This window comes from Crateriforma spongiae (assembly GCF_012290005.1).
In the GTDB taxonomy this organism is placed as follows: Bacteria; Planctomycetota; Planctomycetia; order Pirellulales; family Pirellulaceae; genus Crateriforma; species Crateriforma spongiae.
Genome location: NZ_JAAXMS010000004.1, coordinates 502,107 through 519,419 on the forward strand (window position 1 = coordinate 502,107; position 17,313 = coordinate 519,419).

The 17,313-nt window shown below is 59.4% G+C and carries 14 protein-coding genes; 3 read left to right on the plus strand and 11 right to left on the minus strand.

Annotated elements, in window-relative coordinates:
• Positions 1–67: 67 nt before the first annotated feature.
• The 3 genes from HFP54_RS13320 to HFP54_RS13330 all read right to left on the minus strand — a co-directional run bounded on the left by HFP54_RS13320 (position 68) and on the right by HFP54_RS13330 (position 4,423).
• Complete coding sequence (locus HFP54_RS13320) at positions 68–706, minus strand: PIG-L family deacetylase (protein WP_235951799.1); 639 nt, start codon at positions 704–706, stop codon at positions 68–70.
• 87 nt (positions 707–793) lie between these two features.
• The gene (locus tag HFP54_RS13325) at positions 794–2,530 is read right to left on the minus strand and encodes a BamB-related PQQ repeat family beta-propellar protein (RefSeq protein WP_206036186.1); all 1,737 of its coding nucleotides are present in this window, start codon (positions 2,528–2,530) and stop codon (positions 794–796) included.
• A 45-nt stretch (positions 2,531–2,575) separates the two neighbouring features.
• Positions 2,576–4,423 (minus strand): hypothetical protein, encoded by a 1,848-nt coding sequence (locus tag HFP54_RS13330; protein WP_168565496.1) that lies wholly within the window; start codon positions 4,421–4,423, stop codon positions 2,576–2,578.
• Positions 4,424–4,485: 62 nt separating this feature from the next.
• On the opposite strand from HFP54_RS13330, the gene HFP54_RS13335 reads away from it, so the two are divergent.
• Together HFP54_RS13335 and HFP54_RS13340 are read left to right on the plus strand one after the other, a co-directional pair.
• A complete protein-coding gene (locus tag HFP54_RS13335; protein WP_168565497.1) occupies positions 4,486–4,722 on the plus strand; it encodes a hypothetical protein in 237 nt (78 codons plus the stop codon).
• A complete protein-coding gene (locus HFP54_RS13340) occupies positions 4,715–5,485 on the plus strand; it encodes a metallophosphoesterase (protein WP_146413698.1) in 771 nt (256 codons plus the stop codon). Before HFP54_RS13335 ends, HFP54_RS13340 begins: the two co-directional genes overlap by 8 nt.
• A 76-nt stretch (positions 5,486–5,561) precedes the next feature.
• Here HFP54_RS13340 and HFP54_RS13345 read toward each other — a convergent pair whose 3' ends face one another.
• The 3 genes from HFP54_RS13345 to HFP54_RS13355 form a co-directional block, all read right to left on the minus strand.
• Positions 5,562–7,037 (minus strand): 2-oxo acid dehydrogenase subunit E2, encoded by a 1,476-nt coding sequence (locus HFP54_RS13345; protein ID WP_168565498.1) that lies wholly within the window; start codon positions 7,035–7,037, stop codon positions 5,562–5,564.
• Between the two features lie 100 nt (positions 7,038–7,137).
• Positions 7,138–9,867, minus strand: coding sequence for a pyruvate dehydrogenase (acetyl-transferring), homodimeric type (gene aceE / locus HFP54_RS13350; protein WP_146413696.1), 2,730 nt, complete (start codon positions 9,865–9,867; stop codon positions 7,138–7,140).
• 475 nt (positions 9,868–10,342) lie between these two features.
• Positions 10,343–10,555 carry a hypothetical protein gene (locus tag HFP54_RS13355; protein WP_197137286.1) on the minus strand — a complete coding sequence of 71 codons (213 nt, stop codon included), beginning with the start codon at positions 10,553–10,555 and terminating at the stop codon, positions 10,343–10,345.
• A gap of 508 nt (positions 10,556–11,063) precedes the next feature.
• Here HFP54_RS13355 and HFP54_RS13360 point away from each other — a divergent pair.
• Positions 11,064–11,561: a low molecular weight protein-tyrosine-phosphatase gene (locus tag HFP54_RS13360; protein WP_146413695.1), complete on the plus strand. Its 498-nt coding sequence runs from the start codon at positions 11,064–11,066 to the stop codon at positions 11,559–11,561.
• A 68-nt stretch (positions 11,562–11,629) separates the two neighbouring features.
• Here the strand turns inward: HFP54_RS13360 and HFP54_RS13365 are convergent, their stop codons facing one another.
• The 5 genes from HFP54_RS13365 to HFP54_RS13385 form a co-directional block, all read right to left on the minus strand.
• The gene (locus HFP54_RS13365) at positions 11,630–12,511 is read right to left on the minus strand and encodes a LamG domain-containing protein (RefSeq protein WP_168565499.1); all 882 of its coding nucleotides are present in this window, start codon (positions 12,509–12,511) and stop codon (positions 11,630–11,632) included.
• A gap of 37 nt (positions 12,512–12,548) precedes the next feature.
• A complete protein-coding gene (locus HFP54_RS13370; protein WP_146413693.1) occupies positions 12,549–13,325 on the minus strand; it encodes a VIT1/CCC1 transporter family protein in 777 nt (258 codons plus the stop codon).
• A gap of 5 nt (positions 13,326–13,330) precedes the next feature.
• Entirely contained in the window at positions 13,331–14,323 is a 993-nt protein-coding gene (locus HFP54_RS13375) for an NADPH:quinone reductase (protein WP_146413692.1), read from the minus strand.
• Positions 14,324–14,533: 210 nt separating this feature from the next.
• A complete protein-coding gene (locus HFP54_RS13380) occupies positions 14,534–16,024 on the minus strand; it encodes an anti-sigma factor family protein (protein WP_168565500.1) in 1,491 nt (496 codons plus the stop codon).
• Positions 16,024–16,650, minus strand: coding sequence for a sigma-70 family RNA polymerase sigma factor (locus tag HFP54_RS13385; RefSeq protein ID WP_145304866.1), 627 nt, complete (start codon positions 16,648–16,650; stop codon positions 16,024–16,026). The genes HFP54_RS13380 and HFP54_RS13385 overlap by 1 nt, the downstream gene beginning before the upstream one ends.
• Between the last annotated feature and the right edge of the window lie 663 nt (positions 16,651–17,313).

Genomic DNA, 17,313 nt, shown 5'->3' on the forward strand with positions numbered 1-17,313 from the left:
CCCACTGGATCGACTCGGTTTTTTTCGTGCGCCGACAAAGCCACGGTGCAACAACCGACATCAAATCTCAGATCAAATCGCGCAGCGAATCGATCGCCAATGGTTCCTTGGTTGCAAACGGTTCGCCGTATCGACGATTGATCAGTTTGCCCCAGTACGCCGCATCGTCGCGGACGCGATCGATCATTGTCGGTGGTTCGGTCGGCCGTCCGGTGATGAATTGGCTCTCGTACGCCATCACCGAGGCGATCTTTTGGTCCCAGTGGTCGCTGATGTCAACAATCCAGCTGGGTTGAACTGCCAATCGCAGGTGGATACAGAAGTAGTAATAGACTCGTTCGGGATGGAACCGATCGCCGGGCATGTCCGTCTTGCTTAGCTTTGCCCAAAACCTTGCCGCTTCAACCAGTTCTGTTGCCGCGACATGGTCCGGATGTGCGTCCATCCAATAGGGTGCGAACAGCCATCGCGGCCGCAGCATCCGAAAGAAACTGGCCAACAATTCGCGGGCTTCCAGGGTGGCTTGCAGTTTTCGATTGGTCAGGCCGGCATTGCCACGCCACGTCAAACGAAGGGCTTCGGTGGCTGACGCGGTTTCGGCTTGACGGATCGAATCGCTGCCGTGCGGGGTGGGTTCGCCGGAGGTCAAATCCAACACGCCGACACGCATGCCGGCATCAATCATCTTGGCGATGGTCCCGCCCATGCCCAATTCGGCATCGTCCGGATGCGGGGCGATGACCAGGAAATCCAGCGGTTCAACGTCAATGCTGCGTGGGTCAGTGATCACGGGTCATGGATCCCTAGAATCGGTGGTGGCGTCGTCTGTGGACTCGGGTGCAAGTTCTGGAAACCGAAAACAGATGGCGTGACGGTCGTTGCGAACGAGCAGGTATCGTCCGGCCACGGTGGGGATGTTCCATGTCTTGGATTCCAAGGCTGGCAAACGCAAAAGTTCGACAAACTCCCTCGGGTTGGCCTCGCACAGACTGATGGCACCGGGTTCGGTTTGCACGATCAGCACATCCTGGCACAGCAACAGTTGACCCTGGCCGCATCGATCGCGCCGCGGCTGGACCCAGCGTCGATCAGGCTCGGTCAAATCGACACATTCCAACATGCCGTTGCTGATGCCACAGGCGATGTCGCCGTCGATTGCCGCATGATTGAATTTGGTTTTCACCAGTCGAGAGCTGGCCCAGATTTCATCCGCCGACCATGCATTGCCGGTGTACGACAACTGCACCAGTGCGCTGCCGCCACCGTAGCCTTTGCCGATCAAGAAGCGATCCTGACCGACGGGAATGACCGAGGCACAGTTGGCACCGCCCGATGAATCGCCGTCCCACGGGAACGACCACAGGACCGTGCCGTCGGAAACCGCATGCCCGGTGATGGACGCCTCGTTGACGATCACAATCTGTCGCGAATCGGGTGCACCATTGGGCGCAAACTGGATCAGCTGGGCGGATGCGTAGCTGATTTGAGCGTCACCCGATTTCCAAACCACGTCGCCGGTGTCGGCATTCAATGCGATCAGGCTGCGCTGGTTTGCATCGTCGGACGATTCATCGGCACCGTAGGGCAGCACGCAAAGGTTGTCGACGATCAAAGGTGAACCGGAGCGTCCCCATTCGATTTCGGATTCCGATGCGGCTTGATCCCAGCCGGCCAGTTCCAATAAGTCGACCGACCAGTGGACATCGCCACGGTGTAGGTCGATGCAGTGGACACGTCCGCTGGCCCCCTGGGTGTAAACCTTATCGCCGACGATCGTTGGGGTGCTGCGTGGGCCTTCGCCGCCAAGCGCGTTGAAGTGATACGCGTCAGTGGTGACTTTCCAAATCAGATCGCCGGAAATCAATTCGTAAGCGGTGACCCATTCTTGCCGGTCGCGTTGTTCCAACGTCACGGCGAGCCCGTCGGAAACGGCAAAGGAGGCCCAGCCGCTTCCCACGCCGATTTTCCAAAGCTGATCGACTTCGCCGACCGAGGTGGGGATCGCGAATGAACGTTGGGGCAGAACGCCGTTTCGATGGGGGCCGAGAAACTGTGGGAATCGGGCGATCAAATGGTCAGGCACCGAATCGATCGCTTCGTCTTCGTCCATCGACTGGATCGGCGCGTCCGCGGCCGAGGTGCCTTTGGGATCGGATTGCATCGGTTGGATGCGGCCGGTTCCCGACCATCGCCAGGCAAAGGTGGGGACCATTTCACCGCTGAAGCCTTCGAAACGCAGACAGGCGATCGCCAGCAACAGGCCGGTCCCCAAAACCGCCGGCAACACCGGTCGGTATCCAAGGCGTCGCAAACCAATCTGGATCATCACCAATCCGGCCAATCCACCGATGCCGCCGGCGATCAGAGAGTGGATCAACGATTGTTGAAAATCCGTTTCGTGTGCACGGGTGTAGAACCAGTAGATCAACCCCGCGGTGACCGCCAAGACGGCCAGACCGATCACGATCAGGCGACCGGCCGTCGCGTCCGGGGTGGACGTCGCCTGGGGGGCATTGGATACATCGTTCATCAAGCTGGAAATTCCGTTGTTCGACCGTGTCGATGGGCACGTCGGTCAGCGACCAATGCGAAGGCCCCAGATCGTTTCGTCCAGCGGAGCATTGCCCAAACGCCCTTGCCGGTCAACGTCGGTCAGTTCGTCCATCGTGGTGGCAAGCCGAACATTCCAGTGACGTACGGCAATTTGCGACCAACGCTGCATGGATGAAACTTCCATGACCGAATCCTGGTCGTTTCCGCCTTCGACGGCGATGACGGCGGTGTTGATGGTCCGCGGCAAACGGTCCAGGTCGGCATCTCTCCCGGAAAGCGAGACTTCGGTTGCCTCGATACTGGCTCGGGACGATTCTTTGATCCGATTCTGTGCCAGCAGCGCGATGGACAATTCACTGCGTAACCAGCGGTCACGGGGATAGTCGCTGCAGGCGGCATACAAAGTCGCGACGGCAGCGTTGCGTTGTTCTTGCGACAGCTTGGGCCAGTCGATCGCAATCTCGGTGGCTTTGACGATCAGGTGGTCGGGGTTTCGCTGGACCACCGGTGCAATGACTTGTGACGCTTCGTCCAACCATGTCGACCAGTCCGTTTCATCCGAATCAACGGCCAGCGATTCTTTGCGAAAGCGCAGCAGCAGGGTTCGGGCCAGCACCAGATTGGCGGCATCGCGCAGCGAGAGTTCTGGCAGCGGCTGGATGACGCGATTGGAAACATCGCTTGAATCAGCCGTGTCGGTATCGGTGGTTGTTCCAGCCCTTGACGCCGCATCGATCTGGCCGGCCGCGAGGGCTTGGGCCTGTTCCAGTCCCCGCCGCGCCAACAATTCCGCTTTTTCCAGTGACTCGTTTTCAACAGCGACTTGCGCGCGGGCGATCGATAGTGACGCGGCGGCGACCGGTTCCTGAACCATTTGCATGATGTCACGCTGCAAATTGGCGGCTTCGTCCGCCGTCAGCCCGGTTCCCAGACGCAATAGCAGACGCCAAGCCAGCAAACAGTCCGGGTGGCGATCCAGCAGGCTGGTCAGTGGTCCGACGAGTGTGGATTCCGGACGTTGATTCGCGTGACGTTCGGCAAAGTCGGCCAAGAAAACGCGTTGTCGCATCTGATCCAGACAGCGACGTTGGGTATCGTTTTTGGCGACGACAACATTGATGGCATCAATGGCTTCGTCGAATCGGCTTTGCAGCATCAGACACTCGGCCATTCGCATGCCGGCGGCAAACGATTCTTTGGATTGCAGCCATGATGCGGCGAACGCTTCTTCGGCCTTTTGAAGTGCTTTGTCGGCGTCGTCGATGCGGCCCAGTTCGATCAGTGACCAGATCATCGGCAACCGCACGTCACCGCGGTCGTCGACGACGGTTTCCTGCAGATACACCGCTCCGTCCATTTTGCCGGTCGACGATTCCAAAACGGACAGGGCAACAATGGCGTCGATGTCACGCTGGTTGTTCTCGGGGTCGCCGGCGGCGGCGTTACGCAAGTGATGACGCAGTCGCGACATGCCTTCGCGGCTTTGGATGTGGTACTGCTTGTCGACCAGAAACTCCGCCAGCCAGTGGTTGGCGTAGTCCATCGCTTTGGTGATCGGTTCGCCTTCTTCCCAACGCGTCAGCTGATAGACGTCTTGGATTGATTTTTCGACGTCACCGCTGCGATAGACGGCCAGGGCAGCATCCATGGATTGCAACGATGTGTCGGGAGCCTCGGCGATCCGCGTGCCGGCAAAGTGTTCGACCGCGATGTAGCTGAGCCATCCGATCGCGGCGACACCGGAAACGCCGGCAAAAACCAGCCAGTACAGGTTTTCCTTGATCCAGCGTTTGCGATGGTGTTTCTTGTCGCGTTTTTGTCGCCGAAGCTGGGCTTCTTCCGCCGGAGAAAGCTGCTGTTTCGATCGCATCGTGTCGTACTATACGGTCACTGGGGGTGGAGCCGCCAAAGGCCGATCGGTCATCATCTGTGATGGCGGATGTGGTGGCCGGCTGGAACGATTCTAATGATTCGATCTTTGTAATGGGGCGACGCCGGGTGACTGGCACGGCATTGGCACCGAAGTCGTGGATACTCGACACGGAAGATTCCGATTGCCCCCACTTTGACGTCCCCCGAGTCGTCGCCTTGAAGTTTGACGCATTGAAGTTTGACGCATTGAAGTTTGACGCATTGAAGTTTGACGCATTGAAGTTTGACCATGATTAGCCACTGGACACAGCATCCGCTGACCCAGAATCGGCCGCTGCCGGCACGCGTCAGCTTTATCTCGGATCTGCATTTGTTCAGTTCCCGCTGTGTCGCCGATCAACATGCCCATGCCATCCGACAAGCGGTCCGGTGGAGTCAGGTGTGTGTGTGGGGCGGCGACTTGTTCGATTTTCGCTGGAGCCGCGTCGGTTCGACGCACCAAACCATTGATGCGGCCATCGAGTGGTTGGACCAGTGGTGCGTTGAATTCCCGGATCACATGTTCGTGTATCTGCGGGGCAACCATGACGCCCACCAACCGTTTGAAGATCGCATCGCCACGTGGTCCGATTCACGATCGAATTTGGCCAACGGGCTGGACGCGATGCGGATTGCCGACACCCTGTTTGTTCACGGCGACGTGATCGAAAAACAGGGTACCCAAGAATCGTTTGAAAAGTATCGGCACAAGTGGAGCCGCAAGCGGCCGGCCGGGAATTTGCACAATCGAGCCTACGATGCGGCGATCGCGTTTCGGTTGCACTGGGCGACCGCCAAGATGGTGCATCCGATCGACCGAACGTGCCGGCGATTGTTGCATTGGATGCGACATCAACATCCGACCGACGGACGCGGAGTCGACCGAATCGTGTTTGGCCACACGCACCAACGGATCGATGGTCGCGAGGTCGGCGGAGTGCGTTTTTACAACGGCGGCGCCGCCATCCGACACGTCGGATTCTTGCCGGTACGAATCGTGATGGATCCGCACCCGAGGTGAACCATGTCCGCGGACCCACACAGTCCAGGCACGTCGTACCCGGACCGGTCCGTGATCTGTGACGAGTGATTCTTGCCTACAGCGCCAGCAGCAAACGACTGGGGGCTTCCAGGTACGCGATCACGTCGTTCAAGAAACGTGCCGCCGCGGCACCGTCGACCAAGCGGTGGTCGTACGACAGGCTAAGCGGCATCATCAAGCGAGGCTGGATCGTTTCATCGGGCATGACGACCGGCAGCTTGCGACTGCGGCCCACCAGCAGAATCGCGACTTCGGGAACGTTGATGATCGGCGTACTGAATTGACCGCCGATCGCGCCCAAGTTGCTGATCGTGAATGTGCCGCCACGCAAATCGTTGACGGCGAACTGGCCGCTGCGGACTTGGCCGGCCATTTCAGCCAGGTTGCGTGTGATTTCCGGCACGCCCATTTGATCGGCGTTGTGCATCACCGGCACGACCAACCCGCGATCGGTGTCCACCGCGATGCCGACGTTGACGTAATCCTTGTAGATGACTTGGCCGTTTTCTTCGTCGACCACGGCGTTGATAACCGGATGGTGACGCAACGCGGTCGCGACGGCTTTGATCAAGAACGGCATCGTGGTCAGTTTCAGACCCTGTGCCGCGTAATCTTCTTTGCTGCTGGATCGCAACCGTTCCAAGTCGGTGACGTCGGCGTCGTCGAAGTTGGTCACGCGAGGCGCGGTGGTCCAAGAGTTGTGCATTTGAGCGGCGATCGTCTTACGGATCTTGCTCATCCGTTCCACACGGATCGGCCCAAAGTCATCCACGTCGGCGGTACCTGCCGGGGTGGGCGAAGTGGGGCTTGCCGACGGGGCCGCGGGGGCCGCCGCAGCGGTGGGAGCGGCGGCTTGTTGACGTGCCGCGCCACTGGTCGCACGCACGACGGCCAAGACGTCGTCACGGGTGATGCGTCCGCCTTCGCCGGAACCCTGGACACGCGACAGATCCACACCGACTTCGCGTGCGAAGCGTCGGATTGCCGGACCAGCGGCGATGACGGCGCCCGATGGCGGGGCGACCGGTGCAGCGACAGGCGGTTGCACCGGAGCAGCCGGCGCGGGAGTGGACGGCGGCGCGGCCGCTGGTGGCTGGGCAGCGGGTTGTTGCGCTGGTGCAGCAGGTTGTGCCGGAGCAGGCGGAGTCGCCGCGGCCGGCGGTTGTGGTGTGGGTTCCGGTTCGGGCGCTGCCGCGGGTTCAGGCGTCGCCGGAGCGGCGGGTTCTGGTTCCTTGGCTTCTGGTTGGGCGGCTTCCGGTTGGCTGGGGGCCGAATCGCCACCGCCGCTGGCACCGGCGGCTTCTTCGACTTCCAGCAAGACGGCGCCGATCGGCACCGTGTCGCCTTCGCTGATCGAGATCTTGGTCACCTTGCCGCCGACCGATGCCGGGACCGGAACGGTGGCTTTGTCGGTTTCCATTTCGACGATGTCGTCGCCGGCGTTGATGACGTCGCCGACGCTGACAAAGATTTCAAGGACATCGCCGGATTCGATGCCGTCACCCAACTCGGGAAGTTTGACTTCGGTCATGTTGCTAATGCGGGGGGATGGTGTTCGTGTTCGGAAAAGGTCGAAAGGTTCAAAAGATCATGGGGATCAGGCGTGGCCATGCGGATCGGCGTCCGGCCGATCATGCATAGTACGGATCCGCCTTTTCCGGGTCGTAGTCCAGTTCTTTGATTGCCGCGGCGACATCGTCGGCGGACAACACGTCGGCGTTTGCCAGTCGGCTGAGCGTTGCGATGGTGATGGATTCCGCGTCGACTTCGAAGTGACGTCGCAATGCTTCGCGTGTTTCACTGCGTCCCATGCCGTCGGTCCCCAGCACGCAATAGTCGCCCGGGATCCACGGTGTCAATTGTTCGCCCAGGGCACACACGTAATCGCTGGCCGAGATGAACGGACCTTCGACGCCATCGAGAATCGTTTCCAGATAGCTCTTACGCGGCGTTTCGGTCGGATGCAGCATGTTCCAGCGTGCACAGCTTTGGGCATCGCGACGCAGTTGCGTGTAACTGGTCACACTCCAGACGTCGCTGGCGATGCCGTACTTTTCGGCCAACAGTTCTTGTGCGGCCAAGGCGGAATTCAGGATCGCACCGCTGCCGAACAGTTGCACCCGAGCCTTCGCATTGTCGACGTCCTTGGATCGGAACTTGTACATCCCCTTGATAATGCCTTCTTCACAACCTTCGGGCATTTCCGGGTGGTTGTAAGGATCGTTTTCGGCGGTGATGTAATAGATGCACTGTTCGCCGTCGGCGTACATCCGTTGCAAGCCTTCTTGAATGATCACGACGACTTCATAAGCGAACGCCGGATCGTAGGCCCGAACGGTGGGGAACGCGATTGCGTTGAGCAGGCTGTGACCGTCCTGGTGTTGCAAACCTTCGCCGTTCAGCGTGGTGCGGCCGGCGGTACCACCGATCAGGAATCCCTTGGCCCGCATGTCGGCCGCTGCCCAGATCAGGTCACCGATCCGTTGGAATCCGAACATGCTGTAATAGATATAGAACGGAATCATGTTGATCCCGTGACAGCTGTACGCGGTTCCCGCGGCGTTGAAGCTGGCCATCGAACCGGCTTCGGTGATGCCTTCTTCCAGGATCTGGCCGTCTTGGGCTTCCTTGTAATAGGTCACCAAGTCTGAATCGACCGGTTCGTACAACTGGCCCGCGTGGGCATAGATGCCGAACTGGCGGAACATGCCTTCCATCCCGAACGTGCGTGATTCGTCGGGGACGATCGGAACGACGTTCTTGCCGATCCGTTTGTCGCGGCACATCGCGACCAGCGTTTGCACGACGGCAAACGTGGTGCTGATTTCTTTGTTTTCCAGCTTGGCGATCGTCTTGCGGAAATCGTCCAGTGATGGGACTTCCATCGTCGGATGTTCGGTCGGACGGCTGGGCAAGTATCCGCCCAGCGACTCGCGTCGTTGCCGCAAGTACTTGATTTCTTGGCTGGTTTCCGGCGGCTTGTAGAACGGTGCTTCGCCGACCTTTTCGTCGCTGATCGGGATGCCGAACCGGGTGCGGAACTCCAACAGTTCGTCTTCGTTCATCTTCTTTTGGTTGTGGGCCACATTGCGGCCCTCGCCGGCTTCGCCCAGCCCGTAACCCTTGACGGTCTTGGCCAAAATCACGGTCGGCTTGCCGTTATTCAGTTCGGTCGCCCGCTTGTAGGCGGCGTAAACCTTTTCCGGGTCGTGGCCACCACGACGGATCTTTTCCAGTTTTTCGTCGCTGAGGTGTTTGACCAGTTCCAGCAGTTCCGGGTACTTGCCGAAGAAGTGTTCGCGAATGTAGCTGCCCGGCATGCCGGTGTACTTTTGGTACTGGCCGTCGACGACTTCGTTCATCCGCTTGGCCAACAAGCCGGTCGTGTCTTTGGCCAGCAGTTCATCCCACTCGCCGCCCCAGATGACCTTGATGACGTTCCAGCCGGCACCGTTGAAGATCGATTCCAGTTCTTGGATCACCTTGCCGTTACCGCGGACCGGACCGTCCAGACGTTGCAAGTTGCAGTTGATCACGAAGACCAGGTTGTCCAGTTTTTCACGAGCCGCCAGACCGATCGCGCCCAGCGTTTCCGGTTCGTCGCATTCACCGTCGCCCAAGAACGCCCAAACCTTTTGACCGCTGGTGTCTTTCAAGCCGCGGTCACGCAGGTATTCGTTGAAGCGTGCTTGATAGATCGCCATGATCGGGCCCAGGCCCATACTGACCGTCGGGTATTCCCAGAAGTCGGGCATCAACCACGGGTGTGGGTAACTGCACAACCCGCCTTCGGGTTCCAATTCACGGCGGAAGTTTTCCAGCTTGGCTTCATCCAGCCGGCCTTCCAAGAAAGCACGCGAATACATCCCCGGCGAAGCGTGGCCTTGGAAATAAACCGAATCGCCGGAATAGCCGTCTTCGCCGCGACCGTTGAAGAAGTGGTTGAACGCGACTTCGTAAAGCGTCGCGCTGCTGGCAAACGTGCTGATGTGACCGCCCACGCCGCCGCCACGCTTGTTGGCACGCACGACCATCGCCATCGCGTTCCAGCGAACGATCGACTTGATGCGTCGTTCCAGTTCGCGGTTGCCCGGATACGCCGGTTGGTCCTTCAGCGGAATCGTGTTGACGTAAGGCGTCGCCGTGTCGGCCGACAACGGAACGCCTTCGGCCGCGGCACGATCGCGCAATTGATCGATCAAGAATCGAACACGGTCCGGCCCTTTGCTTTTGAGCACATAGTCCAGCGATGACAACCATTCCTGCGTTTCCGCTGCGTCGGTGTCAAACTTGGCGGCCTTTTGTAATTCGCCAAGCTGTTGGGCGACTTCGGCTTTCGCGACGGTTTTCGATTCCTGCATGACGCTAATATTTCCCGATGGTTGAAACGGCTTTATCGCGGCCGTGGGCGCGGGCATTCCAAGGCTAGAATAGTCCGCAAGCAATGGGGCGGAACGGGCGTTGCATCGTCTGGCTGGATGCCACACCGGAAAGGGATGTCCGATCGCTCGGGCGGTTGGAAACCGCCACGAAAGTCGGGCATCTTTCTGGTCGCCGTCGACGTCGTGTCCGACGGCCGATCGGTGCGACGAAAAAGCCTCCGCCTGGAACGTTTAGAGTAGCCAGACACGGTGATTCCCGGCAAGACGGCAGGCTGATAACGGCCACAAAGAAGACGCACCAAAATCATACCGGCGGATCGCCCATTGCCCCAAAGAAAAACGGCCCGGTGCCGTGGGGCCGGGCCGTGATGACAATGCTTGGGTTGGGGACGCCGAATCGGCAACGGATCACGCGGGCGTTGGTTGTGGGCGTTGATCGTGGACCAGGCGTCCCTTAACGGTGGTGAACGGTGGCCACCGGAGCGTTGATGGGGGCCGGCGGCGTCTGGGGGACCTCCGCACGGGCCAGCACCTGATCAACGCGTCGCATCAATTCTTCGGTGCTGCGGGGCTGATGACCGTCGCCGTCGCAATCGCTGGCGACAAATTCGCTGCCGCAGTGTTGGCAGGCCACAATGTGGCCCAGCAACGAGGCGCGAATCTCCACGCGTCGGCCGCAAGTTGGACAAGACTGACTAAACCGGATCGACATACTACTGTACCTCATGCGTCGCAGTGCAATTCCGAGTGAGCCGTAAAGTATCCTAAGCAATCGTTTAAAGCAATTTAGAATCCCCTTCGGAAGACTTATCGCCGTCAAACGATCGGTGCTCAGGGCTCGTTGGGTCCCTGCAAGATATGCGTGCGAATCCGCCCAGGAATCCCCTCAAATGGTACTGTAAGGCTTCGGTCTGCTACTGCCCGGCGGCTCAAAATGTGCACTTTCGGGCTTTTTGGGGGCCCTGGGGATTTAAAAACAAATTTCCAAGTTTGCGGGTGAAACTTGGGACGAACGGGACAAACGGTGCGAAATCGGGACGATTTGCCGCAGTCCAGCGGTTTGGCCGAAAGCTTTCATCGCCTAGGATTTGGGCACGTCACCGCCCCACACCGATGTTGATGACACGGACCGGGGCACCCTTGTTCGCTGCACTTTCAAAATAGAATTTCGTCCGATGACCAAACGTGTGCTGTTCGTCTGTATGGGGAACATCTGCCGTTCGCCGGCGGGCGAAGCGGTGATGAAACGTTTCGCCGAAGAATTCGGCCTGGATGTCGAAATCGACTCGGCCGGAACGCACGACTACCACGTGGGGAAACCGGCCGATCCACGGATGATGGCTGCGGCGGAGGCTCGTGGCTATTTGCTGACCAGCCGGGCCCGTCAGGTGACCACCGCCGATCTGCAGCCGGGACGATTCGATTTGGTGCTGGCGATGGACAGCGATAACCACTCGATCTTGCTGGCGATGGCGGACGAAGAAAAATCGCACATCCGTATGTTCGGCGACTATCTGGACGACAATTGGCCCAAGGATGTCCCGGATCCATACTACGGTGGCGAAGAAGGCTTCGACGAAGTCTTGGACATGCTGGAAGAAGGCTGTCCGGTCATCCTGCAAACGATGATGGGCGAAAGCATCTTTGACGCGGGTTTTAGCGACGAAGTCTGAACCGCCAATTCCAGACGCGATCTGATTCCACAGCGCAGGGGGCCGTCGGCGTTAGCCTAAGCCGCGTTTTATCGGTCCCCCGATGGTTCCAATCGCCAGGTCCGAACCCAGTCGTACATCGTGGTGCGGTCGGCCCGCGATCCGCTTTCGACCAGACCACCATCGGCCGGCAACGGATTCCAGTCGTACGTTTCAATGGCCAACTGAATGAACGCGGGGATGTCATAGTCCACCGGCGTCTTGATGGTGTAGGTGTGTTTGCCGTCCAAGAAGAACATGATTTCTTGCGGCGTTTTCCACCAAGCGCCGTAAACGAAAAAGCGATCGCTGTTTTTGACGTCGGTCGGAACGCTGGCTTGAACCTGGACCTTGTCGGGGTTGTTCTGGTTGGCCCGGTGGATGGCATTGCTGTGAAAGATCTGGTCCCAGTTCTTGGCCCAAGAATCGGTCAATTCGCTGGTGCGTCCGACGCATTCCTGGATGTCCAGTTCCAGTTTCTTGGCGTGCTTGCCTTTGGTCATCAACCAAAACGTCGACGACATTTCCGTCCGGTTGGCCTTCATGCGGCATTCAAAGTACTGGCCGGGTTGTCCCTGATGCAGCGACCGAACGATCGCGCCTTGATGCGTGTACGTTTCGCCGTGACGCTTGATCGGCTTTTCCAGCTTGCCGACGGTGACTTGCATCATGCCATCGGCGACCGAAACGTTTTCGGCGCGAAACAGCCCCGGCGCACGCCCGTCCCAACGCCAACCGTTGCCGATCGGGTTGGATTGCCATTTCGTGGCGTCCAGTTCCGTGCCGTCGAAGTCGTCGGACAATTCGACGACCGGTTGCCATGCTTGGCCCGCCGGTGCGGGGTCTTGCCCGTCCTGAAAAAATGGCTGTTGTGAAAAAGCGATTGGCGACCAAAGGGCCAACGCAAGGACGGTGCCGGGGAAGCGAAACATGATGTTGAACCGGAGAATGCAAAGGCACGAGAGATGCTTAAACGGCGATGCCGCGAAGTGCCCATCCGACGATGTAAGCCAAGACGGCTGCGGAACCACCCAGGACCAACGTTTCCAAACCGGACCAGACCCACCACTGTTCGACAAAGCGTGATTTGATCGCGCCGACTAAGAAAAACGCACAGCCTGTCATCACGCTACTGACGACGTAGGGTGCCGACAACTCCAGCGGCGTCAACCAAACGGCGACAAATGGAAGCAGCGGGATCAAGCCGACGATTAAGAATGCGACCATCGTGGTCAGTCCCGCGATCCACGGGGACCGGTACGTCAGGCTGATGCCCATTTCTTCGGCGACCATGGTGTCGATCCACCGCTGTCGGTCGGATGTGATCACATCGACCGCTCGGTCCAAATCGTTACCGGTGAATCCCTTTTGTGCATAGATTTGACGGATCTCTTCGCGTTCACCGTCTGGATACGCGTCGATCTCCAAACCTTCGCGAATGCGGGCGCGGTCACGCAACTGGCCTTCGACACGCGTGCCCATGTAATTGCTGGCCGCCATGCTGAATCCGTCACCGATCAAGTTGGCCAAGCCCAGGATGATCACGATCGTCGACGACAGTTCCGCGCCGGCGACGCCCGACACGACGGCGAACGTGGTCACGGTGCCGTCGATCGCGCCATAGATAAAGTCGGGCAGATAGTCCGGCTTGTGTCCCGCACGCAAACGTTTGCCGATCAGCTCGGACGTGTGGGTGGCGGCCAAGTGTTCGGGCGACAACGATGGTTTGGCCGGCGGCTGGTTCATGATTGCTAGACCTTCACGACGATCTTTCCGGTCAGATTGCCTTTTCCGTGAAGCGTGGCTTCTTCTTGCAATCGATGGGCGTCAGCGGCCTGCTGCAGCGGGAACGTGGCACCGATGTTGGCTTTCAGACGACCGTCGTCCATCCATTGATTGATCTGGTCGGCCGCTTTGCGCAGCTCCAGCGGCGTGCCTTTGAACATCACAAATCCGTGCAGGCTGCATTCCTTGACGTAAAACGGACCGACGGGAAACTCCGGTCGCGCGTCACGGCCGGCCATCAAGACCATCCGGCCTCGTTCAGCCAGCATGCCGACGGCGGCATCAAAGTCGGGCTCGCGGCGGGTTTCCCACATCACGTTCACACCGGCGGGGGCGGCCTGCATCACCGCTTCGGTGATCGATTGTTTCTGATAGTTGATCACCACGTCGGCACCGTAGTCGGCCGCACGCTGTGCTTTTTCGTCCGATCCCGCGGTGGTGATCACCGTGGCCCCGGCGATCTTGGCCATTTGCACGACCATCGAACCGACACCACCGCTGCCGCCGATGACCAACACGGTTTCTCCGGGTTCCAAGTGGGCTTCGCGAAACAATCCCAAGTGGGCGGTGATGCCGACCAGGGCGACCGATGCGATTTCGTCACTGGTGACCGAATCGGGTGTGGGGTAGCACCACTGTGCGTCCACGGCGATCTGCTGGGCGAAAGTGCCCTGGCGTCCGACCAGACCTTGGTTGGTGCACCAGACGCGGTCGCCGACGTTGAAGTCCTTGACTCCGTCGCCCAGTGCGGCGACCGTCCCGGCGGCATCGCATCCGGGAAAGTAAGGGTCGGGCAGCTCGGCGGCGATCACTCCGGACCGCACGTAGGTGTCGATCGGATTCACACTGGCCGCTTCGACATCGATCACGATTTGGCCGGGGGCGGCCTGTGGCGATGGGACGTCTTCGATCTGAATGACATCAGGGGCACCGGTCCGTCGGACGCAAGCGGCTTTCATGGAGCAGACTTTCGTGTCGTGGGGTTTTCAGGGAACAATGCGATCGGCAACTTGGGTTGGGCCAACAGTATCGCCGAACAGGATGGTTTCATGTTCGGCGAATCGCATCGGAAAGAAAACCCCGCGACAAGTCGACCGCCAGACGGCCGGCGCAGGTGATCTAAAGCGGTCGAGGCGGCGGGAAAAAGCAGCAGCCCGTCGATCACCGCATCAGTCGATCGAATCGCGTTGTTCGTCCTTTGGTGGCGGAGGCGGCATGGGACCGCCGCGACCTGGACCACCACCACCGCCGCTGCCACGGCGTCCACCACCGAAGCTGCGTCGACGCTGGGTACGTGAGATTTCTTCTTGAATCTTCTCGGGTTCAGAAAGATCCAAACGCATCCGTTGATAGTCGCTCATCATCTGGTAGCGCTGCAGCGGCGTGGATCGTCCGTCGTCCATCGATCGACGTAGCGCCGATTCGGCCCACAGCAATAGCACCGACGCACGCAGCATCGGATCGTCGCCGGCCAAGATGTCCAGGTTTTCCGCATCCTTGGTCGGGATCCAAAACTCCAGCATCTCGAATTCTTGGTCGGTCAACTTCGGCGCGCCGTCGTTGCGTTCGAATCCGGGCGGAGCATCGCTGACGATTTCCCACAACAGGATTCGATCGATGTGTTCTCGCACGAACGGTGGCAGATCATCGGCTTGCAATCGGCGGTCGCGGTACAACGATGTGGCGCTTTCAGGATCGCTCAGGCGTTCTTCCAAGATGATCGAAAGCCCCGTGTTCAAGATGTCCACGGTTTCTTCGTTCAACATCCACGCACTTTGTCGTTGAATGCGTTGGTTGCTGTACGCGATGGCTTCATCGATTGCGTCGCGGCGTTTGGATTCGATTTCAACGGCGTCGCCGGGATCCGAAACTTCGGGCGATTCGATCGCATCGATCTGTGACGGCGGCAAGGTGGCTTTCCACAGCGAATAGTCACGCATCGTTTGCAGCAAACGCTGGGCGTCGGTCTGCAGGGCCACAGTATCTGCGAACTCGCGTAAGGATTCCTGGCGTGACGGGTCGAAATTGCGGAAGCTGTCCCAGTTAGCCGCCAAGTGACCGGCGACTGGTCCCGGCAATTCCGCCAACGCAGTCTTTCGCTGTTCGGTCGACAGTTCCGACAGGCCCGTGTCGATCGGTTCGATCGCTTGGATCTCCTTCAACTTGATGATCACATCCTGCCAAGCGTCCATGCCAGCCAATTGACGCATCAGATTCAAATCGTCGCCGTCCAAGTACGCGTCCAAATCTTCAACGATCGTCAGATCATCCAATTGCCGATTCAGCATGGCGGTGCGTCGCCACTGGACCGCGGCGTAACCCATCGTCGCGGTCAACAGACAACCTAGCGCCACGAAGACGGCGATGGGGACGCGTTGATACCAAGCCGGTTTCTTACCGCCGGCCCGCATCACGTCGGTGACGACCATTTCCATCGTCGTTTCGACCAGTTTTTCGTTGGGCGTCACGTCGGGTAGATCGTCCAGCATGTCCCAGCCGCGCTGCAGGTCATGCAACCGGGTGCGCAGATCGGCATCGTTGATCAGACGATGCTCCAGAGCGTCGCGATCTTGTGGCCCCAGTTCGCCGTCCAGGTAGGCGACCAGTTGTTCGTCGTCGGGATCGACCGGCGTGTCGTCGGTCAAAATTTGAGTGCTCATCACTTCGGCTCCTGTGGCAGGACGCCTGCGTCGATGTAGGGCTGAAGCAGTTCTTTCAGATTGACTCGCGCGCGGCTGAGCAACGACTTGACCGCCTTGGCCGACATGCCCATGGCTTCGGCGATCTCGGCATAGCTGAGGTTTTCAAAACGCGACAGCATCAGAGCCATGCGTTGGCGTTCCCCCAGACTTTCGATGGCCGCACGAACGATCTCGGCTCGTTCGCCTTTTTCCACCATGCGTGCGGGCATCAATCCGCTGGCGTCGGCTGCGGTCCCGGCCAACAGCGTCGCCGGTTGATCGGGCTGGTCGGGCAGGGGGGCGTCGATCTCGCTGACCTCTTGGCGTCGTCCGGCGGACCGATTCGCGTTCCGTGCGACGTTCCCCGCGATCGTGTACAGCCACGTGGCAAACTTCGCGCCCGGTTGGTAGCGATGGCGGGCACGATAGACCCGCAGAAAAGTCTCCTGCGCCAGGTCTTCGGCCATTCCCTTGGGGCCCATGTGCTGCATCATTCGCACCAAACGTGTTTGGTAACGTCGCACCAACGTTTCAAACGCCGCCGCATCGTCTTCCTTCACGCGCATCATCAGGCGAACGTCCGGATCGGACTGCTGATAACGCATCGCGGTGGACGGGCTGACGATCAAGCGATCCCCGCTTTGGTCGGCGGCAATGGGTGAAAAGGACGACGTGTATTCTATCCTGATTCAACCACGGCCAAGAGAGGAGGTTCCGGTCGCCGGGGGGATGATTCGGCGATTCACAATGATGGGAGAATTGGGGGGCTGGTGGTTTTGGACAGGTGTTGAGGGCGGGACGGGTGTGTTGAAGTTCCGCTTCTACCCGAGGCAGTGGTTTTCTGGGTTACCAGAAAGCGTCGGGTTACCAGAAAAACGCAACTTCAAAAGGCGACGATGGGTGAGCCGCATGACGCTAGCCGCGGGTTGGGACGTTTCGCCACCACAGCCCGACGTAACCGTGATCGGATGAGGAATGAGAGACGCGATTGCAGGTGCGGACGCTACTTTCGCGGAGCGAAAGGCGACTTTGCGCTAGCCGCGGGTCGGGGTGTTTCGCCACCACAGCCCCACGTAACCGTGATCGGCTGAGGAATGAGAGACGCGATTGCAGGTGCGGACGCTACTTTCGCGGAGCGAAAGGCGACTTTGCGCTAGCCGCGGGTCGGAATGTTTCGCCACCACAGCCCGACGTAACCGTGATCGGCTGAGGAATGAGAGACGCGATCCAAGGTGCGGACGCTACTTTCGCGGAGCGAAAAGCGACGA